13 protein-coding genes are annotated in these 19,477 nt (G+C 72.3%); 7 read left to right on the top strand and 6 right to left on the bottom strand.

The window, feature by feature from the left end; translation table 11 throughout:
- Positions 1-18 precede the first annotated feature (18 nt).
- Positions 19-930 (top strand): YicC/YloC family endoribonuclease, encoded by a 912-nt coding sequence (locus KAK03_RS03810; protein WP_210851859.1) that lies wholly within the window; start codon positions 19-21, stop codon positions 928-930.
- 81 nt (positions 931-1,011) lie between these two features.
- Complete coding sequence (locus KAK03_RS25335; protein ID WP_210851858.1) at positions 1,012-3,846, top strand: ATP-binding protein; 2,835 nt, start codon at positions 1,012-1,014, stop codon at positions 3,844-3,846.
- A gap of 12 nt (positions 3,847-3,858) precedes the next feature.
- Here KAK03_RS25335 and KAK03_RS03800 read toward each other — a convergent pair whose 3' ends face one another.
- Positions 3,859-4,350 (bottom strand): MarR family winged helix-turn-helix transcriptional regulator, encoded by a 492-nt coding sequence (locus tag KAK03_RS03800; protein WP_210851857.1) that lies wholly within the window; start codon positions 4,348-4,350, stop codon positions 3,859-3,861.
- Between the two features lie 164 nt (positions 4,351-4,514).
- On the opposite strand from KAK03_RS03800, the gene KAK03_RS03795 reads away from it, so the two are divergent.
- The 4 genes from KAK03_RS03795 (at position 4,515) to KAK03_RS03780 (ending at position 9,547) form a co-directional block, all read left to right on the top strand.
- Positions 4,515-6,260, top strand: a complete 1,746-nt coding sequence (locus KAK03_RS03795) for a tannase/feruloyl esterase family alpha/beta hydrolase (protein ID WP_210851856.1) — start codon at positions 4,515-4,517, stop codon at positions 6,258-6,260.
- Positions 6,261-6,311: 51 nt separating this feature from the next.
- On the top strand, positions 6,312-6,932 hold the full coding sequence (gene gmk / locus KAK03_RS03790) for a guanylate kinase (RefSeq protein WP_210851855.1): 621 nt from the start codon (positions 6,312-6,314) through the stop codon (positions 6,930-6,932).
- A 41-nt stretch (positions 6,933-6,973) separates the two neighbouring features.
- Positions 6,974-7,177, top strand: a complete 204-nt coding sequence (gene rpoZ, locus KAK03_RS03785; RefSeq protein ID WP_210800813.1) for a DNA-directed RNA polymerase subunit omega — start codon at positions 6,974-6,976, stop codon at positions 7,175-7,177.
- A gap of 87 nt (positions 7,178-7,264) precedes the next feature.
- Positions 7,265-9,547, top strand: coding sequence for a RelA/SpoT family protein (locus tag KAK03_RS03780; protein ID WP_210851854.1), 2,283 nt, complete (start codon positions 7,265-7,267; stop codon positions 9,545-9,547).
- An 18-nt stretch (positions 9,548-9,565) separates the two neighbouring features.
- On the opposite strand, the gene KAK03_RS03775 is transcribed toward KAK03_RS03780, so the two are convergent.
- Both KAK03_RS03775 and KAK03_RS03770 read right to left on the bottom strand, forming a co-directional pair.
- The gene (locus KAK03_RS03775) at positions 9,566-9,928 is read right to left on the bottom strand and encodes a DUF1304 domain-containing protein (RefSeq protein ID WP_210851853.1); all 363 of its coding nucleotides are present in this window, start codon (positions 9,926-9,928) and stop codon (positions 9,566-9,568) included.
- 35 nt (positions 9,929-9,963) lie between these two features.
- Positions 9,964-10,332 (bottom strand): translation initiation factor Sui1, encoded by a 369-nt coding sequence (locus KAK03_RS03770; RefSeq protein ID WP_210851852.1) that lies wholly within the window; start codon positions 10,330-10,332, stop codon positions 9,964-9,966.
- Between the two features lie 36 nt (positions 10,333-10,368).
- Here KAK03_RS03770 and KAK03_RS03765 point away from each other — a divergent pair, with 36 nt between their 5' ends.
- Entirely contained in the window at positions 10,369-10,758 is a 390-nt protein-coding gene (locus tag KAK03_RS03765; RefSeq protein ID WP_210851851.1) for a hypothetical protein, read from the top strand.
- On the opposite strand, the gene KAK03_RS03760 is transcribed toward KAK03_RS03765, so the two are convergent.
- The 3 genes from KAK03_RS03760 to KAK03_RS03750 are packed head-to-tail and all read right to left on the bottom strand — an operon-like array spanning position 10,759 to position 19,455.
- Complete coding sequence (locus KAK03_RS03760; protein ID WP_210851850.1) at positions 10,759-11,814, bottom strand: adenosine deaminase; 1,056 nt, start codon at positions 11,812-11,814, stop codon at positions 10,759-10,761.
- 34 nt (positions 11,815-11,848) lie between these two features.
- Positions 11,849-13,972: a penicillin-binding protein 1C gene (pbpC, locus tag KAK03_RS03755; RefSeq protein ID WP_310738460.1), complete on the bottom strand. Its 2,124-nt coding sequence runs from the start codon at positions 13,970-13,972 to the stop codon at positions 11,849-11,851.
- A complete protein-coding gene (locus tag KAK03_RS03750; protein WP_210851849.1) occupies positions 13,969-19,455 on the bottom strand; it encodes an alpha-2-macroglobulin family protein in 5,487 nt (1,828 codons plus the stop codon). The genes pbpC and KAK03_RS03750 overlap by 4 nt, the downstream gene beginning before the upstream one ends.
- Positions 19,456-19,477: the final 22 nt, after the last annotated feature.

Here is a 19,477-nt window from a genome sequence, read left to right as displayed (position 1 = left end):
TCCTGCAAGAAAAGCGCCATGCCAGTCTACAGCATGACCGGTTTCGCCCATGCGGGCGCGAAGCCGTCGGCCGAGGGTGGCGCTGCCACCGACGGCGTCCACCTTGAGCTGCGCTCGGTCAACAGCCGTTTCCTGGACATTGCCTTTCGCCTGCCGGACGAGCTGCGCCAGATCGAGCCTGCGCTGCGCGAAGCCCTGACCGCGGCACTTCGCCGCGGCAAGGTGGAGGTGCGCGGCAACCTCGAGCGCGCGGCCGACGGCGCCCTGCCCTTGCCCAGCAGCGAGCAGCTGTCGCGCCTGGCGCGTCTGGAATCTCAGGTCAGCGCCTGGCTGCCCAAGGCCGCACCGCTGAGCGTGCATGAGGCGCTGCAATGGTGCCGCGGCAGCGGCGTCAGCACGCCGCGCGAATCCCTGGACGAGCTGGCGATGCAGGCCGGCCGGCAGGCGATTGAAGGCCTCAAGGAGGCCCGCGCCCGCGAGGGCGAGCGCCTGGTGGCCATCCTGATGGAGCGCATCGACGCCCTGCGCGCGCTGGCCGCCCAGGCCGCGCCGCTGATCCCGGCCGTGGTGAAGAAGCAGCAGGAGCGCTTCCTGGAGCGCTGGAACGAGGCGCTGGACAACGCCGGCGCCGGCGCCCAGGTCAGCGCCGAATCAGCGCGCGACCGCGCGCTGGGTGAGGCCGCGGCCTTCGCGATCCGCATCGACGTGGCCGAGGAGCTGTCGCGCCTGAGCGCCCACCTCGACGAGATCGAGCGCCTGCTGAAGGCCGGTGGCGAGCTGGGCAAGCGCCTGGACTTCCTGATCCAGGAGCTGCACCGCGAGGCCAACACGCTGGGCAGCAAGTCGGCGGCGCTGGAGCTCACCGGCATCTCGGTGGAGATGAAGGTGCTGATCGAGCAGATGCGCGAGCAGGTGCAGAACATCGAGTGACCCTGTTCGCCTGATCGACCGGATGGCCGGCAGCGGGAGCGCCGTGCGAAGATCGCCACGGGATAGTCCTTCTCGACCACCGTGGTTTCACCCCATCAGGATCCCGCCGCCGCTGCCACCCCCCGTGCGCAGGTGCCGATCATCGTGCTGGCCTACGCCTTTGGCGGTGGGCTGTGGATCCTGGGCTCGGACTGGCTGCTGGGCCAGCTGATCAACGATGCCCCCACGCTGGCCCAGGTCAGTGCCTACAAGGGCTGGGCGTTCATTGCCCTCACGAGCCTGCTGCTGTACCGTGCCTTGCAGCATGTCCAGCGCCAACCGGCCACGCTCCCGGAGGCGGCGTCAGGCCGGGCCGCGGTCTGGCGGCTGGCGTTGGTGCTGGCCTTGATGGCGCTGGGCACCGGCACGGCCGCTTGGCTGGATGCGCAGACCCATTGGCGGCAGGAGCGCAACCAGGTCGAGGCGGTCGCCCGGAGTCGCGCCGCGCAGGTGGGCAACTGGCTGCGCGCGCGCCTGGCCCAGGCGCGCTTTCTCTCGACCAGCCCGCTGTTCGCCGAGGGCATCCAGCGTTGGAAGGGGGCCGAGGACCAGGCGACGCTGGCGGCCTTGCAGTCGAGGTTGCGGCAGTTGGCCGGGGCTTTCGATCTGAACGACGCCATCCTGGTGGACGAGGCCGGGCAGCGCATCGACGCACGCAGCGGCGGCCATGTCGCGACAGCCAGCACCTTGCGTGCCGCCACCATCCGGGCCATCAGCCTGGGCCGCATCGAGCAGGTGGAGGTGCACAACGATGACCAGGAGGGCGGCCCGCTGTGGCACGACATCGTGGTGCCGGTGGCAGGCACCCGCATGGCCGTGGTGCTGCGGCAGGGCGCCGAGCAGTACCTGCTGCCCGCGCTCCAGGGGTGGCCTGATGCCCGCACCACGGGAACCTCGGTGCTGGTTCGCCGCAACGGTGATCAGTTGCTCGGGCTGTACGGGCGACGCCCGGTGCCGCTGTCCACCCCGGGGCTGCTGCCGGCCCTGGTGATCCGAGGCGAGTTGTCGCCCGGCCAGGCGGCCGAAGGCGTGGACCTGCGTGGCGAGCCCGTGCTGGGGGCGGTGCTGCCGGTGGACGGCTCCGACTGGTACCTGGTGGCCCGGGTCAACCGGCGGGAGGTCCGCGCCGAGGTCCTGCAACACCAGACCTGGATCGCCGCCATCGGCCTGCTGTCAGCCCTTGGCGCCGTGCTGGTCCATCTGATGATGCGCCAGCGCCGGGCGCTGGTGGACGCGCGCATTGCCCAGCTGGAGCAGCAGCAGCGGCTGCGCTCAATGGCCCTGGTCAAGGCCATCGCCGACGGCTCGTCGGACGCCATCTTCGCCAAGGACCTGGAGGGCCGCTACCTGATGAGCAACGAAGCGGCGGCCCATGCCATGGGCCGGCCCGCGGCCGACATACCCGGGCTCGACGATGCCGCCATCTTCCCGCCCGAGACGGCCCGGCAGATCCGCCGCAACGACCTGCGCACCGTGCACGAAGCGCTGGTCGAGACCTTCGAGGAGCAGGTCGTCACCCCCGATGGCCCGCGCACCTACCTGGCCACCAAGGGCCCGCTGCGCGATGCCGGCGGTGAGATCGTCGGCACCTGGGGCATCTCGCGTGACATCACCGACCGCAAGCTGCTCGACGACGAGTTGCAGGCCCACCGGCAGCACCTGCTGGAACTGGTCGACGAACGCACCCGTCAACTGCAGCAGGCGAATGCAGAACTGTCGGCTGCCCGCGACCGGGCGGTGGGGGCCACGCGCGCCAAGAGCGAGTTCCTGGCCAACATGAGCCACGAGATCCGCACGCCGATGAACGCCATTCTGGGCCTGACCTACCTGCTGCGGCGCGACGTGGCGGACGTCCAGGCCGCCGAGCGGCTGGAGCGCATCGAGGCGGCCGGCCGCCACCTGCTGCAGGTGATCAACGACATCCTGGACCTGTCCAAGGTCGAGGCCGGCAAGCTGAACCTGGAATGCGCTCCGCTGTCCCTGCGCGCCCTGGTCGAGCGCTGTGCCGACATGGTGGCGCAGCAGGCGCGCGACAAGGGTCTGAGCGTGACCATCGACACCGGCGACGTGCCCGACGCCTGGCTGGGTGACGCGACGCGGCTGTCCCAGGCGCTGCTGAACCTGCTGGTCAATGCGATCAAGTTCACCGAGCGCGGACAGATTGCGGTGACGGTGACCCAGTTGACAGATGGCGAGTCGCCGCCCCTGCTGCGCTTCGCCGTGCGTGACACCGGTGTCGGCATCGACGCGGCCACCCTGAGCCGCCTGTTCGCCGCCTTCGAGCAGGCCGACACCTCCACCACGCGCCGGCACGGTGGCACCGGCCTGGGGCTGGCGATCACCCGCAGCCTGGCCCGTTTGATGGGGGGTGATGCGGGCGCGAACAGCATGCCCGGGCAGGGCAGCGAGTTCTGGTTCACCGTGCAGCTGTCGCCGGCGGACACCGCCACGCCGCCGGCCTTGGCGACGCTGCCGTCGGCCGAGGCAGCGCTGCGCTCGGCGCACGCCGGCGCCCGTGTGCTGCTGGCCGAGGACAACGAGGTCAATCAGCTGGTGGCCGGCGAACTGCTGCGCAGTGTGGGGCTGGCGGTGGAGATCGTCGGCGACGGCGGCCAGGCGCTGGCCCGGGCCGGCCACACCGCCTATGACCTGATCCTGCTGGACGTGCAGATGCCGGTGATGGATGGCATCGAATCGGCCCGCGAGATCCGCCAGCTGGCCGGGCATCGACAGACGCCGCTGGTCGCACTCACGGCCAGCGCCCTGGCGGAGGACCACCGGGCCTGCCGCGAGGCCGGCATCGACGAGGTGCTGGTCAAGCCGATCGACCCACCGACGCTGTTCAGCACCCTGCTGGCGCTGCTGCGGCGCGGCTGATCGCAGCCGGCCTCAGGCCGCGCGGCTGCGCGCCCGGGCCAGCTTGTGCAGCAGCTCCACCAGCATCGCCTGCTCGGCGGCGCTGAGGGTGGCCATGGCCTCGTGCTCGGCGGCGTGCAGGGCCTGCACGCAGCGGTTCACCGTGTCGGTGCCCTCGGCGGTGAGGCTGACGTGCTGCACGCGGGCATCGCGCGTGCTGCGGGTGCGGGCCACCCAGCCGCGCTGCTCCAGCTTGTCCAGCCACATCGCGATGTTCGGCGGCGTCACCGCCAGCGCCTGCGCCAGCTGGCGCGCGCTGACCTCGGGGTTGGCCTGCACCAGCGCCAGGATGGTGAACTCGACCTTGCCCATGCCTTCGGGCTCGGCCACGCAGCGGCGGAAGATCGCGTTGGTGACCACGCTGGCCTGCGCCAGCTGGTAGCCCATGATGTCGTGCAAACCGGGCTCGGCCAGGCGGCCGACCGGCGTGCGCTCGGCTGCGACTGCAGCGGTCTTGCGGGTCATGGGAAGGCCCTCGATTCGTTCAATGGGTGAACCATACTGTCACCATGGACATCGGTGTAAGCCCGATGTCAGTCGATAAATTAGATAAGCAGAATAACTATCAGACGCCAGGCGCCAGGTGGTCCACCCAGGCTGTCCGCCGCGTCGTACACCGAGGAGACCGCATGTCACATCCCCATCCGCGCCTGCGCGCCGCGAGTATCGCCGCGCTGGCTTGCTCAGCCCTGAGTGCCCCGGCCCTGGCCGCCCCACCGCAGCTGCCCCCGGCCCAGCCGGGCAGCTTTGCCGGCACCTGCGAGGACCTGCCCGCCCGCCTGGGCGGACTGGCCAACACCGTGATCACCGCCAGCACCACCGTGCCGGCCGGCACGCTCAGCCAGGGCGGCCAGCCGATCGCCGAGCACTGCCGGGTGACCGGCCGGATGAACGAGCGGGTCAGCCCGGTGGACGGCAAGACCTACGCCATCGGCTTCGAGATGCGCCTGCCCAAGGCCTGGAACGGTCGCTTCTACCACCAGGGCAACGGCGGCATCGACGGCTCGGTGGTCACCGCGCTGGGCGCGCTGGGCGGCGGCCCGCTGACCGGGGCACTGAAGCAGGGCTTCGCGGTGCTGTCCTCCGACGCCGGCCACACCCTGGCCCAGGGCGGCCCGGCCTTCGGCCTGGACCCGCAGGCGCGCAAGGACTATGGCTACGCCGCCGTGGGCGCACTGACGCCAATGGCCAAGCAGCTGATCGCCGCCGCCTACGAGCGCGCACCGGACCGCTCCTACTTCGGCGGCTGCTCGAACGGCGGCCGCCACACCCTGGTGGCCGCCGCGCGTTACGCGCAGGAGTACGACGGCTTCCTGGCCGGCGCCCCCGGCTACCGCCTGCCGCTGGCCGCGCTGGCCAACATCTGGGGCGCGCAGCGCTACGCCACGGTCGCCACCGGCGACCCGGCCACGCCGGCCGGCCTGGAAACCGCCTACACCGCCGCCGAGCGCACCCTGGTCGCCAACGCGGTGCTGGCGCGCTGCGACGCGCTGGATGGCGCGGTCGATGGCCTGGTGCAGGACACCAAGGCCTGCCAGAAGGCCTTCAAGCTCAAGCGCGACGTGCCCACCTGCACTGGCGCGCGTGACGGCAGCTGCCTGACCGACGCGCAGAAGAGCGTGGTGGACGGCATCTTCAAAGGCGCCACCACCTCGGCGGGCGCGGCGTTCTACAACAGCTTCCCGTATGACGGCGGTGTCGGCGGCAGCGGCGTCGCCGCCTGGGAGTTCGGAGCACCACTGGACCGCGACTCGGGCGCCGTGGGCGTGATCTTCAAGGTACCGCCCAGCACGGCCGCCCTGACCAACGGCCCGGCGTTCTCGATGGGGCTGGACATCGACCAGGCGCTGGTCGAGCTCTATGCCACCGACGCCACCTACACCGAGTCGTCCATGTCCTTCATGACGCCTGGCGACAGCGACTTCGGCGACGTCTACCGCCGCGGCGGCAAGATCATGGTCTACCACGGCGTCAGCGACCCGATCTTCTCGGTCGACGACACCGTGGACTGGTACCGCCACCTGCTGGCCAACTCGAAGGGCAAGCGCAGCGACTTCGCCCGCCTCTACCGCGTCCCCGGCATGGGCCATTGCTCGGGCGGCCCGGCCACCGACCAGGCCGACTTCCTGAGCCCGCTGGTGGCCTGGGTCGAGCAGGGCCAGGCGCCGCAGGCGATCGTGGCCCAGGCGCGCGGCACCGGGAACCCGGGCGGCGTCAATGCCGACGTGCCGGCCAGCTGGTCGCCCAGCCGGACCCGCCCGCTGTGCCCCTTCCCGCAGGTGGCGCGCTACAACGGCTCGGGCGATGTGGAACAGGCCGCGAACTGGTCCTGCCAGGCGCCGGCCGCCCCGACGACGAAGACCGCCCGCCGCTAGAATCGGGCCGCTTCGCACCCCACCCGGGCCGCTCGGCCCGGGCTTCGTCGCATGGAAACCCCCGGCAACCTGTTCGTCGTCGCCGCCCCCAGCGGGGCCGGCAAGTCCAGCCTGGTCAAGGCGCTGCTGGAGCTGGACTCGCACCTGGGCGTGTCGGTCTCGCACACCACGCGGGCGCCACGCGGCCAGGAGCAGGACGGCCGGGAATACCACTTCGTCACGCCCGAGGTCTTCCAGGCCATGGCCGACCGCGGCGAGTTCTTCGAGTGGGCCGAGGTGCACGGGCGGTGCTACGGCACCTCGCGCGTGGGCATCGAGGCGCGGCTGATGGCCGGCGAGGATGTGATCCTCGAGATCGACTGGCAGGGCGCGCTGCAGATCAAGCAGATCTTCCCGCACGCGGTGCTGATCTTCATCCTGCCGCCCAGCTGGCAGGAGCTGGAGCAGCGCCTGAAGCGCCGCGGCGAGGACCAGCCCGACGTCATCGCGCTGCGCATGGCCAACGCCCGCACCGAGGTGGCCCAGGCCCGGCACTTCGACTTTGTTATAATCAACAGCTTGTTCGAAACCGCCCTCTTCGATCTGAAGACGGTGGTTCACTCCCAGCGCCTGAAGTACGCCGCCCAGCGGCGCGCCAAATCCCAGGTGTTTGCCGCGCTGGACATTTCCTGAACGCTCGGCGCCCCGGGGCGCCGACCTCCGCAAGGACACCCATGGCCCGCATCACCGTTGAAGACTGCCTGAACAAGGTCCCCAACCGCTTCCAGCTCGTGCTGGCCGCCACCTACCGGGCCCGCATGCTGAGCCAGGGCCACGCGCCCAAGGTCGAGTCCAAGAACAAGCCCGGCGTGACCGCGCTGCGCGAAATCGCCGCCGGTGAAGTGGGCCTGGAGATGCTGCGCAAGGTCCCGACCTGACCCACGCGCTGCGCATACCCTGACGACGGGCGCCAGATTGGCGCCCGTTGCACTTTCAGGGTGCGCTTTCTCGGTTAGATTCGGGCGATGGGCATCCGATCCTTCGCCGCCGAGCTGATCCCCGCCGCACTGGCCGGCCGGGCCAAGGCTGCGCCCGGCGGCGGCGCCCCGCGCGAGCCCGAGGTCTCCACCTTCGCCTGCCTGGCCGACAAGCTGGGCTACCTGGCCAAGGCCGACCTGAAGCTGGTGCGCGACGCCTACAAGTTCGCCGACGAGGCCCACCTGGGCCAGTTCCGCGCCAGCGGCGAACCCTACATCACCCACCCGATCGCGGTGGCCGGCCTGGTGGCCGACTGGCGGCTGGACGCGCAGGCCATCATGGCCGCGCTGATGCACGACGCCATGGAGGACTGCGGCGTCACCAAGACCGAGCTGATCGAGCGCTTCGGCGCGCCCACGGCCGAGCTGGTCGACGGCCTGACCAAGCTCGACAAGCTGCAGTTCTCCACCCGCGAGGAGGGCCAGGCCGAGTCCTTCCGCAAGATGCTGCTGGCGATGTCGCGCGATGTGCGCGTCATCCTGGTCAAGCTGGCCGACCGCCTGCACAACATGCGCACGATGGCGGCCATGGCCGCCAACAAGCGCACCCGCATCGCCCGCGAGACGCTGGACATCTACGCGCCCATTGCCCACCGCCTGGGCCTGAACCAGACCTACCGCGAGCTGCAGGAGCTGTCCTTCAGCTACATCCACCCCTGGCGCCATGCGGCGCTGGAGAAGGCGGTGCAGCGCGCCCGCGGCTACCGGCGCGACATCGTCTCCAAGGTGCAGGACGATGTGGTCAAGGCCTTCGCGCACAACAAGCTCAAGGCCGAGATCTCCGGCCGCGAGAAGACCGTCTTCTCGATCTACCGCAAGATGCGCGAGAAGCACGCCGGCTTTGCGCAGGTCAACGACATCTTCGGTTTCCGCATCGTCGTGCAGACCCTGCCCGAGTGCTACCTGGCGCTGGGCGTGCTGCACCAGCTCTACAAGCCGGTGCCGGGCCGCTTCAAGGACTACATCGCGATCCCCAAGCCCAACGGCTACCAGTCGCTGCACACCACGCTGGTCAGCCCGCTGGGCACGGCGGTGGAGTTCCAGGTGCGCACCGAGGAGATGCATGCGGTGGCCGAGGCCGGCATCGCCGCGCACTGGCTCTACAAGACCGGCCAGAAGATCGGCGGCAGCCCCTCCGATGTCGCCCAGCGCCTGGGCGCGATGTGGCTGAAGTCGCTGCTCGACATCCAGCAGGACACGCGCGATTCGTCGGAGTTCCTGGAGCACGTCAAGATCGACCTGGTGCCCGACGCGGTCTACGTGTTCACGCCCAAGAGCAAGATCCTGGCGCTGCCGCGCGGCGCCACCGCGGTGGATTTCGCCTACGCGATCCACTCCGACGTGGGCGACCGCACGGTGGCGGTGAAGATCAACGGCGAGGCCGCGGCGCTGCGCACCGAGCTGCGCTCGGGCGACGTGGTCGAGGTCATCTCGGCGCCTGGCGCACGACCCAACCCGGCCTGGTTGAACTTCGTGCGCACCGGGCGTGCGCGCTCCAAGATCCGTCACTACCTGAAGAACCTGGAGCACGCCGAGTCGCAGGCGCTGGGCGAGAAGATGCTGGGCCAGGCACTGCGTGCCGAAGGCCTGGCGCTGCCCGCGCGCGAGGGTGAGCCGCTCACCGCGATCTGGCAGCCGGTGCTGCGCTGGAGCGGCAACCGCACGCCGGCCGACCTGCTGGTCGACATCGGCCTGGGCCGCAAGATTGCCACCATCGTCGCCAAGCGCATGGCGCAGCAATTGCGCGAAGCCGGCCAGCGGCCCGATGCGCTGACGCTGAGCCTGGGCCGCTACGGCGGCGACGACTCCGCCCCCACCCAGGGCCTGGTGGTGATCGACGGCACCGAGGGCGCCTCGGTCAGCCTGGCGACCTGTTGCCGGCCGATCCCGGGCGACGCGATCGTCGGCTACCTGGGCCGCGGCGAAGGGCTGGTGGTCCACACCGCCGAGTGCTCCACCGGCAAGCGCCTGTTCGAGCGCGACCGCGAGCGCTGGATGCAGGTGGAATGGGCCGAGGAGCCGGTGCGGCCCTTCGAGGCCGGCGTGCTGATCCTGCTGAAGAACGGCAAGGGCGTGCTGGCCCAGGTGGCCCAGGCGGTGAGCGCCGCCGAGGCCGACATCACCCACATCGACATGGGTGACGAACCCCCGGGCGAGGTGGCCGAGCTGCGCCTGCTGGTCAGCGTGCGCGACCGCCTGCACCTGGCCGATGTGCTGCGCACCCTCAAGCGCAATGCCACGGTGCTGAAGGTGCAGCGCGTCAAGCCCTGAGGGTCAGGACCCCGGGCCTCATCCCCGCAGCGGGAACAGCAGCGCCAGCCCCAGCACCGCCGGTACCGTCTGCACGAACAGGATGCGCTTCGAGGCCGTGGCCGCGCCGTACAGGCCCGCCACCGCCACGCACAGCAGGAAGAACACCTTGACGGCATCCCCCGCCGGCCCCAGCCACAGGCCCCAGATCAGGCCGGCCGCCAGGAAGCCGTTGTACAGGCCCTGGTTGGCCGCCAGCACCTTGGTGGCGGCGCTGAACTCCGGCGTCAGGCCGAAGGCCTTTCGGCCCTTGGGCGTGTCCCACCAGAACATCTCCAGCACCAGGATGTAGACATGGAGGGCAGCCACCAGGGCGGTGACGAGATCGGCGGCGATGCGCATGGCGGGACTCCTCGAAAGCCGCGGATTCTCGTCGATCAGCCGCCAGCGCGCTTGACGCTCAGCCCGCGGGCCTGCAGCCAGGCCACCACCTTGTCGCGCTGCTCGCCCTGGATTTCCAGCACGCCGTCCTTCAGCGTGCCGCCGCTGCCGCAGGCCGCTTTCAGCGCCTTGGCGGTGGCGGCCAGCTCGGTCTCGCTGCCGGGCAGGCCGCGCACCACGGTGACCACCTTGCCGCCGCGGCCGGCCACTTCACGCGAGACGCGCACCACGCCATCACCCGCGGGCCGCGCCGCCGCGCGCGCCAGCGCCTGGCAGCGGCACTGCGCCACCGGCTGGGCGCACTCGGGGCACAGGCGGCCGGTGTCGGTGGAGTAGACGGGGCGGCTGTCGCGGGACGAAGGCATCGGGGAACTCGGGCGTGGCGTAGAGTCGAAGCCCTGATGGCGATCACTCTGATGTGGATGGTACTCGGCGTGCTGCTGGCGCTGTGGAGCGGCGCGCTGTGGCTGCTTCACGCACTGCTGGCCGACCCCCAGGCCACGGTGCTGGCGGCGCAGCAGGCGCTGCATGGGCTGCCGACGCTGGAGGGCTGGAGCGACTGGGCGCGCCAGGCGCGCGATGCGCTGGTCAACCTGCTCGACGATGCACTGCTGTTGCTGTCCGTGGGCCTGGGTGCGGCGCACGAATGGCGCCTGCTGCAGTGGCTGGCCGAGTGGCTGGCGCCGCTGCTGTGGACGCTGTGGGCCCTGGGCGCGCTGACGCTGGCCGCCATCGGCGCCGCCTGGCAGGCGGTGATCCGCGGTTCGCGGCCGCGGCCCGCCGCCGTCTGATCACGCCGCTGCGTCGGCGAAGACGCGGTCCAGTTCGGCCTGCCACACCGCCTTCTGCGCGGCCGGCACGAAGCTGGCCTCGAAGCTGTTGGCGGCCAGCTGCCAGGCCTCGCGCGCGCCCAGTTGCGGCAGCGCCTCGAAGGTGGCCAGGAAGTTGTCGTTCAGGTAGCCCCCGAAGTAGGCCGGGTCGTCCGAGTTGACCATCGCGCACAGCCCGGCCGACAGCAGCGCCGGCAGCTGGTGCTCGGCCATGGTGCGGTAGACGCACAGCTTCACGTTGGACAGCGGGCACACGGTCAGCGGCATGCGGCTGGCGGCCAGGCGCTGCATCAGCGCCGGGTCCTCGACGCTGCGCACGCCGTGGTCGATGCGCTCCACCTGCAGCACGTCCAGCGCCGCATGGATATAGGCTGGCGGGCCCTCCTCGCCGGCATGGGCCACCACGTGCAGGCCCAGCGCGCGGCACTTGGCGAACACGCGGGCGAATTTCTCGGGCGGGTGGCCCACCTCCGAGCTGTCCAGGCCGACGCCGATGAAGTGCTCGCGGTACGGCAGCGCAGCCTCCAGCGTGTCGAACGCGGCCTCCTCGCTGAGGTGGCGAAGGAAGCACAGGATCAGCGTGGCGCTGAGGCCCAGCTCGGCCTGGGCCTGCTGGCAGGCGCGGTGCAGGCCGCGGATCACCACGCCGATGTCGACGCCGCGCTCGGTATGGGTCTGCGGGTCGAAGAAGAGCTCGGCGTGCACCACATGATCGGCCGCCGCCTTCTGGAAGTAGGCCCAGGCCATGTCGAAGAAATCCTGCTCGTGCAGCAGCACGCTGGCGCCGGCGTAGTAGATGTCCAGGAAGCTCTGCAGGTCGGTGAAGGCGTAGGCGGCGCGCAGCGCCTCGACGCTGGGGTAGGCCAGCGTCAGGCCGTTGCGCTGGGCCAGCGCGAAGATCAGCTCGGGCTCGAGCGAGCCCTCGATGTGGATGTGCAGCTCGGCCTTGGGCATGCGCTGCAGCAGCGCCGGCAGGCGGTCGCGGGGGATGCGGTCGAAGGCGATCGCGGGGGTCATGGTGGGCTCCGTCAGGTCAGGGGCAGAGGATAGTTCAGCGGGATGCACGCGGCGTGCCTGGGCCGCCGCGCACCTCGAACAGCCGTTCGTCGAGCACGCTGCCGGCCGCATCCAGCAGGGTCAGGCGGTGCGGCCCGGGCACCAGCGGCACGGTCAGCGTGGCGCCCTGGCCGGCGTCGCGGCCATCGAGCTGCCACTGCAGCGCACGCTGCGGGTCGGAGTGGCGCGCCACCAGCGCCTGGCGGCCGGGCGGGATGTCGGGGTCCCAGGCCAGCAGCGCGCCCGCCTGTGGCGCCAGGATGCGCGGCCGGCCGGCGCTGTCCTGCAGCGTCACCACCACCGTGCCAGCGGGCACGCTGCCGGCCAGGAACCACTCGTCGCGCGGCGGCTCGACCGGCGGCTCGTAGCGCACCGCCTGGGCGCGCAGGCCAGGCGGGGGCGGCGGCGGCCGGCTGGCCAGGTCGCGGTGCAGGGTGCGCACCAGCTCGGCCCAGGCCGGTGCGGCGCCGCTGACGCCCGAGACATCGCGCATCGGTGCGCCGCTGGCATTGCCCACCCAGACGCCCAGGACATAGTGTTCGGTGAATCCGATGCACCAGTTGTCGCGCATGTCCTTGCTGGTGCCGGTCTTGGCGGCGCTCCACACCGGCGTGGCCAGCACGCTGTCGAAACCGAAGGTGGTCTCGCGCGCGGCGTTGTCCGACAGCATGTGACCGACCAGCCAGGCGGCCGGGGCGCCCAGCACGCGACGGCCCGGCGCCATGGGGTCGTCTGCGCTCCAGCGCACCGGGCTCCAGACGCCGCCGTTGGCCAGCGCACGGTAGGCGTTGGTCAGCGACAGCAGCGTCACGTCGGCACTGCCCAGCGCCAGTGAGTCGCCGTAGTGCGCCGGCTCGGGCAGCAGCGGCAACGCCAGCGCGCGCAGCAGCGCATGCGCCGCCGGCACGCCGACCAGACCGACGGTGCGCACCGCCGGCACGTTCAGCGACGAGGCCAAGGCCCGCCGCACCGACACCGGCCCCTGGTAGCGGCCGTCGTAATTGCGTGGCGCGTAGACGCCGGCCTCACCCGCCAGCGCCAGCGGGCTGTCATCCAGCAGCGTGGCCGGCGTCAGCAGGCCGCGCTCCAGCGCCAGCGCGTAGAAGAAGGGCTTGAGCGTGGAGCCCGCCTGGCGCGGCGCGTCGGCCGCGTCCACCTGCGCGGCGCGGCTGAAGCCGCCGGACGAGCCCACATAGGCCAGCACCTCGCCGCTGCGGCGATCCAGCAGCACCGCGGCGGCGTCCTCCACGCCGCGTGGCGCCAGCTGCGCCACCTGGGCCGCCAGCACCTGGCGCGCGGTGCGCTGCAGGGCGGCGTCCAGGCTGCTGCGCCGTGTCTGGCCATCCGCCAGCAGGCGCCGCGCCGCATGCGGCGCCAGCGGCTCGGCCGGCTGCGGCGGCTGCGCGGCATTCAGCAGGCTGGCCAGCGCCGGCGCGTCGCAGGGCTCGCCCGGCCGGGTGTGGGCCAGGATCTGGCAGGCGCGGCGGGCCACGGTGGTGGCCGGGGCGCCGGGCGCGCGCACCAGTGCAGCCAGCAGCGCGCTGTCCTGCTTGTCCAGACCATCGGGCGCCTTGCCGAACAGGCCCTGGCTGGCGGCGCGCAGGCCTTGCAGCTCACCGCGAAAGCCCAGGCCGTTGAGGTAGGCCTCCAGGATCTGCGGCTTGCTCCAGGCCCGCTCCAGCGCCCAGGCGGCCTCGGCCTGGCTCCATTTGCGCGACAGGTCGCGCGGCGCGCCACCCCGGGCCAGCGCCGGATCGAGCATCGCCGCCACCTGCATGCTGATCGTGCTGGCGCCACGCGCCGCGCCGCCGCCGGCGCGTTGCCACAGCGCCGCCGCGGCGGCCGCCCAGTCCACGCCGCCGTGCTGCCAGAAGCGCTGGTCCTCGGCCCACAACAGGGCTTCCGGCAGCGCGGGCGAGACCTCCTCCAGGCTGACCCACGCCAGCCGCCGCACCGTGGCGTCCACGCGCCGCGCGCCGATCGGCTCGCCATGGCGGTCCAGCAGCAGCGCGTCGCTGGGCCGGTGGGCGGCGCGCACCTGCTCGAAGGTGGGCATCGTCTGCGCGGCGGCCACGCCGCAGACGCTGGCCACCAGCAGTGCGGCGAGCCTGCGCCTCACTTCACCTCCACCGTGCTGCCCGGCAGCGCGGCCCAGACCTCGGGGTCGTACATCGCCTCCAATTGCACCGGCGGCAGCGCAAAGCGGCCGGCGTTGTTCAGGCGCAGCTGGTAGGTCATCGTGAACGGCCCCTCGCCCCACAGGTACTCGTAGTAGGCGCGCACCTGGGTGAAGCCGCGCTCGACGTAGGCCGGCCAGGCCTCCCAGCTGCCGTCCTCGCGTCGCCAGCCGCGCCGACCGCCGCCCGCATCCACCGGTGCCTGCCCCTTGAGGCCGCTGCCCAGCAGCGTGGCACCGCTGGGGATGGGGTCGCTGACCACCAGCGCGCCGCCGGGCTGCTGCAGGCGCCAGCGCAGCGTCACCTCCAGCACGTCGCCCACGCTCCATTGGCCGGGCCGGGCCTGCTTGAGGGCGCGCACACTGCGGCTGAGCTCGGCACCATGGGCCTGCGCGCTGGTGAGCGGGCCCAGCGCACTGGCCTGCGCGGTCAGCACCGGCTGGCCCGTGCCCAGGTGGCGAGCGGCCACCGCGCCCGGGCGCTGCGGGCCCAGGCCCTCGGCGCTGAAGACATAGGTCTCGCCGGCGGGCTGTCGCGCCCAGTCGTGGGTGCGGGTCTGCGTGCCCAGGCCCAGCACGGTGGTGCCGGTGATCTCGCCGCTGGCCTGGCGGGCGCGCTTGTCCAGCATCAGCGCGCCCCAGACATTGGCCTGGGTGTCCCACCAGTGGCCGCCGGGGTTCTGCAGGTGCAGCGCACCGCGCGCCAGCACGTCGGCACGGGCCTTCAGCGCCGGGTGGTCCAGCGCCAGCAGCGCCAGCCGGACCTGGCTGACGGGTTCGCTGTACATGAAGTACCAGCGGCGCTCCTCGGCGCGGGTGCGCAGTCGCAGGCCGCCCTGGCCGTCGTCGACGAGGCGCCTGTCCAGCTCGGCCAGCGCCGCGGCCGTGGCCTCGTCCTGGCGCGGCCAGCGGGTGCGCTGCAGCAGGTCCAGCCATTGCACGACGGCCCGGTGGCTCAGCCTGGGCAGGTCCTTGACCGGGTCCAGGCGCAGGCTCTCACCCAGTGCGGGCGGCAGCTTGCGCCAGCGCGACAAGGCTTCGAGCGCCAGCAGCTTGCGCTCGGTCAGGTCCAGGCCGTCGCCGCTCCAGTAGTCCCAGCGCAGCGTCAGCCGGCCACGCACGAACTGCTCCAGCGCATCCAGTGCGCGGCGCTGGGCCTCCTCGGGCAGGCTCAGGCCGGCCTCGTGGGCCACCGACAGCACATAGCTGGTCAGCACGTCGAAGCCCTGATCGGCGTTGCCGCTGCCGGGGTAGTAGGTGAGCAGGCCGCTGGCGGTCTGGTAGGCGTCTATGCCCTCGCTGATCACGCGCCACAGCGCCGGATCGCGCAGCGACACCGCCTTGCTGGTGCGCTGCTCCAGGCAGGCAAACGGGTAGCCGCGCATGTAGGCGCGCACGCCCGAGGCATCGGCGGCCAGCGCCGGGGCCAGGCTGACGCGCACCTCGCCGCGGCCGGGCAGGCTGCCAGCGGGGGGTTGAACGCCCAGGGTCTGCGCGTCGGCGCCGGGCTGCAGCTTCAGCAGGCCGATGTCGTAGCGCAGCGGCTGCAGTGGCGAGTGCACCGGCTGGCGCAGCTTCAGCGCGTCCTCGCGCACGCCGCCGGGCCCTTCGCCGCGCGCCTGCACGCTCCACTCTAGCGAGCTGGCGCCAGCCGGCACGTCGACCGGCCAGTCCACGCCGCGCGCCTCGCCGCCGGCCAGACTCAGGCTGCGCGCCGGCAGCGCCTGGCCGCCCAGCGTGGCCTGCACGCTGATCTTCATCGGCGCGCCGGTGGTGTTGCGCAGCGTGAAGCCGGCGCTGAAGCGGTCGCCCTCGCGCACCGTGGCCGGCAGGCCGGAGAACAGCTGCAGGTCCTTGCTGACGGTGAAGCTGGCCTCGCCGGTGCCGAAACGGTCGGTGCCCGCGTTGGCCACCGCGACCACCCTGAAGCGCGTCAGGCTGTCGTTGATCGGCACCTCCACCGTGGCGCGGCCGTCGGCATCCAGCGGCACCGCGGCCTGCCACAGCAGCAGGGTGTCGAACAGCTCACGCACGGCGCTGCGCCCGCCCCCGCCGCCCGGGGGCAGCGCCTTGCGGCCGTAGTGGCGCTTGCCCAGCACCTGCATCGCGGCGCTGGCGGTCTCGAAGCCATAGCCGCGCCGCGCCAGCATCACGCCGAACAGATCCCAGCTGGTGGTGGGCAGCAGTTCCAGCAGCGCCTCGTCGACGACGAAGACCGTGGCCTCACGCTGCGCCGGCAGCGCGCCGTCGGCCGCGCGCACCTGCAGGGACACGCGCGCCTTCTCGCGCGTCTGGTAGGCCGGCTTGTCGGTCTTCACCGACACGGCCAGCTTCTGCCCGTCGGCCCCCACCTGCAGACCCACCAGGCCCAGCTTGAAGGCCGGGCGCGCCAGGTCGACCAGCGCGGTGGCTGGCGGCTCGGCCACGCGGCCGCGCATCACCAGCACGTTGACGAACACATTGGGCGCGTAGCTGGGCTTGATCGGCAGGCTGATCTGCGGCTGTTGGCCGCTGATGGGCAGCACCAGGGTGTCGACCACCTGGCCACCGCGCATCACGTTGACCCAGGCAGTGGCCTCGCGGAAGGGCGAGCGCACCTGCAGCGTGGCGGTCTCGCCGGGCTTGAAGCGGGTCTTCTCGGCCAGCACATCGATGCGGTCGTGGTCGCCCTGGGCGAACCACAGCTCGCCGCCGCCATAGAACCACAGCGTGGTGCCCACCCGGGCCTGGCGGCCCTGGGCGTCGGTGGCGGTGCCGCGCAGTGTGTACTCGCCGGCGTCCAGGCCGTCCATCGTGGGCGCCACCTGGCAGCGCAGCCGGCCCTGGGCGTCGGTGCGGCCTTCGCAGACGGGCTCGGGCCGGTACTCGCGGCGCTCGCTCGCGTAGCCGTAGAAGCCGCCCACCGAGCGGCGGCGGTACGAGACATAGCCGTCCCAGCCGCCTTCCAGCCGCACCGCGGCGTCGGGCACCGGCTTGCCGCTGGGGTCCACCGCGAGCAGCTCGACGCTGCGCTTCGCTTCACTGCTCCAGGCCGCGGCGCGGATGCCCAGCGCCAGTGAGGCCGGCCACAGCGGCGTGCGGCCCTGGGCGCGGTAGGTTTCGCCGTTGGGGTCGCGGTACTCCATCTCGGTGACCAGGGTGCGCGGGCGGTCCAGCGGTCGCTGGATCAGTGCCTCCGCCTTCAGCGTGCCCTGGGCGTCCAGCGTGCGGGCGCGTTCATCGCCCACCGCCTCGCCCTCGACCGCGCTGCCCAGTGCGGCCTCGCTGCCGGCATCCTCGCTGCGCCAGCGGTCATCAAAGCCGAACCAGAAACCCTCGAACTGCTCGAAGCGTGGCGTCAGGGGCACCAGTCGCTGCGACAGCTTGACGCTCTCGCCCGCCGCCGCGCCACCGGCCAGGTAGGACAGGCGCAGCGACGCGGCCACGCGCGCCGGCTGGCCGTCGCTGATCGGTGGCAGCACCTGCGCGGCCGTCGGCGTCAGCACCTCGGCCTTCAGCAGCGGCAGGCGGAACTCCTCGACGCGGAACTGCACGGTCTCGCCATAGGCATCGCCAAAGGCCAGCGCCCAGGCGCCGCGCTTGAGGCCCGAGGGCAGCGGCCAGACCAGCTCGGCCTGGCCGCGCGCGTCCCAGCTCACCGGCAGGCTGCGGCGCTCGCCACTGCCCTGGTGCACCAGGTCGATCGCGCGCGGCAGCTGCGCTGCGTCGGGGGCCAGCAGCTCGCCATGCGGGCCGATGCGGCGCCAGTACAGGCGCGCATGCAGGGTCTCGCCCGGGCGCAGCAGCGAGCGCGCCAGCACCGCGTGGGTGATGCGGTCCGAGGTGGGCGCCCAGCTGTCGCGCAGCTGCTCGAAACGCCAGGTCTCGATGCCCTGCTGCCAGCGGCTGCTGACGAAGCCGGTGTCGTCGCCCACATGGGCGAAGGCGAAGACCGGGCAGGACCAGCGGTCGTCGCCCTGGGTCGCGGCCAAGGTCAGCCAGCCCTGGGTGTTGGCGCGCCCGCGGGCGAGCACCTTGGCCCGGCAGTCGTACAGCGTGACCGCCGCATCGGCCACCGGCTGACCGCTGGACAGCCGCGTCACCCACACCGCGGCCTGGCGCTCGGACAGGTGCAGGTGCACGCCCAGGTCGGTGACCAGCGCGCCGGCGCGCACGTACATGGTCTGCGCCCCGCCCAGCAGGCCGCGGCCCAGCGCGCGGCTTTCCACCTCCATCAGGTGCAGGCCGGGCTCCGGCAGCGGCACGCCCAGCACCTCGAAGGCGCGGCCCTCGAACTGGCGCGGCAGCGCCTGGCTGCGGGCCTCGCGCAGCGTCTTCAGCCAGGGCAGCGCGCGGGTGTCGGCATCGGGCTTGGACTTGAAGGCGTAGCGAAAGGCCGCGGTCCCTTGGCCGGCAGCGGGTGCGTCGGGTTCGGACTGGTCGCCCTCGGCCCAGTCATCGCCCAGGCGGGCATGGCTGTCATCAGCCTGCGTGACGCGCATCAGCTCCTGGTAGGCGCGGATCATCGTCGCGTCGTCGGTGATGCGCAGCGTGCGCAGCGTGGCCTGCACCGTGTCGCCCTTGCCTTCGACCTGGCGCACCGTCAGCGGCACCACGCCGCCGATCGCCCGCTCCGCAATGCCGAAACGGCCACCGAACTTGGCCAGCGGCGGCGTGTCGCCCACCAGCACCGGCAGCGGCGCCAGCGTGCGCGCGCGACCCAGCAGGTCGCGGCCATCGGCCCCGGCCAGCGGGCTGGGCCAGACCAGCTGGTAGCGGCTCTTGGGCGGCAGCGGTCCGAACACCAGTTGGTCGCCGATCCCGTCGCCGCTGGCGACCGGCTCGCGCGGCGCCACCAGCGAGCCGTCGGCGGCCTTCAGGCGCACCTTGGCCAGATCGGCCAGGCGCACCGGCTGCTGGAACTGCACCCTGACCGGCTCCAGCGGACTGCAGCCGCTGCCCTGGGTGCTGCGCGAGCACTCCACGCTGAGCGGCCAGTCGCTGCGCGCACGGAAGTCCAGGCGCTGGCTGTCCCACAGCATCAGGCCGGCCGCAGCATCGTCACGCCGCGGACGCAGCCAGCGCAGCGACAGCGGCGCACCGTCGGGCAAGGCGGCCTGGCAGCGCAGCACGGTCCAGGGCTTGGCCGCACCGGCATCGCGCTGCGATGCGGGCACGCCGGCGGCGTCCAGCAGTTGCAGCCGCTGGGCGCCCTGCGCCACCTCCACCGGCACCGCCGAGCGCAGGCCCCAGATGTCGCACAGCGCCTGCGGCGGCTCGGCCAACGGAGCGGCCAGGCGCAGCGCGATCCAGCCGCGGCCTTCCAGCACCGCATCGACGCCAGGCCGGGTGTCGATCACCGCCGGCTGGGTGGCCGCCATCGCGCCCTGCAGCACCCCGAACAACGCGGCCGCCAGTGCCTGCCTGATCCCCATCATCGCTCCCATGGATGCATCTCCCCGCGTGCTT

The sequence above is a fragment of the Ideonella alba genome (assembly GCF_018069845.1).
GTDB lineage: Bacteria > Pseudomonadota > Gammaproteobacteria > Burkholderiales > Burkholderiaceae_C > Ideonella > Ideonella alba.
Note: the sequence above shows the minus strand (reverse complement) of the source record. Positions and strands in the feature narration are given on the sequence as shown.

What these genes read in the sequence shown, in the direction of transcription:
- KAK03_RS03760 (WP_210851850.1), bottom strand. Translation starts at nt 11,814, where the DNA reads ATGACCCCCGCGATCGCCTTCGACCGCATCCCCCGCGACCGCCTGCCG.
- KAK03_RS03780 (WP_210851854.1), top strand. Translation starts at nt 7,265, where the DNA reads ATGGGCATCCGATCCTTCGCCGCCGAGCTGATCCCCGCCGCACTGGCC.
- KAK03_RS03810 (WP_210851859.1), top strand. Translation starts at nt 19, where the DNA reads ATGCCAGTCTACAGCATGACCGGTTTCGCCCATGCGGGCGCGAAGCCG.
- KAK03_RS03750 (WP_210851849.1), bottom strand. Translation starts at nt 19,455, where the DNA reads ATGGGAGCGATGATGGGGATCAGGCAGGCACTGGCGGCCGCGTTGTTC.
- KAK03_RS03800 (WP_210851857.1), bottom strand. Translation starts at nt 4,350, where the DNA reads ATGACCCGCAAGACCGCTGCAGTCGCAGCCGAGCGCACGCCGGTCGGC.
- KAK03_RS03770 (WP_210851852.1), bottom strand. Translation starts at nt 10,332, where the DNA reads ATGCCTTCGTCCCGCGACAGCCGCCCCGTCTACTCCACCGACACCGGC.
- KAK03_RS03765 (WP_210851851.1), top strand. Translation starts at nt 10,369, where the DNA reads ATGGCGATCACTCTGATGTGGATGGTACTCGGCGTGCTGCTGGCGCTG.
- KAK03_RS03775 (WP_210851853.1), bottom strand. Translation starts at nt 9,928, where the DNA reads ATGCGCATCGCCGCCGATCTCGTCACCGCCCTGGTGGCTGCCCTCCAT.
- gmk (WP_210851855.1), top strand. Translation starts at nt 6,312, where the DNA reads ATGGAAACCCCCGGCAACCTGTTCGTCGTCGCCGCCCCCAGCGGGGCC.
- KAK03_RS03795 (WP_210851856.1), top strand. Translation starts at nt 4,515, where the DNA reads ATGTCACATCCCCATCCGCGCCTGCGCGCCGCGAGTATCGCCGCGCTG.
- rpoZ (WP_210800813.1), top strand. Translation starts at nt 6,974, where the DNA reads ATGGCCCGCATCACCGTTGAAGACTGCCTGAACAAGGTCCCCAACCGC.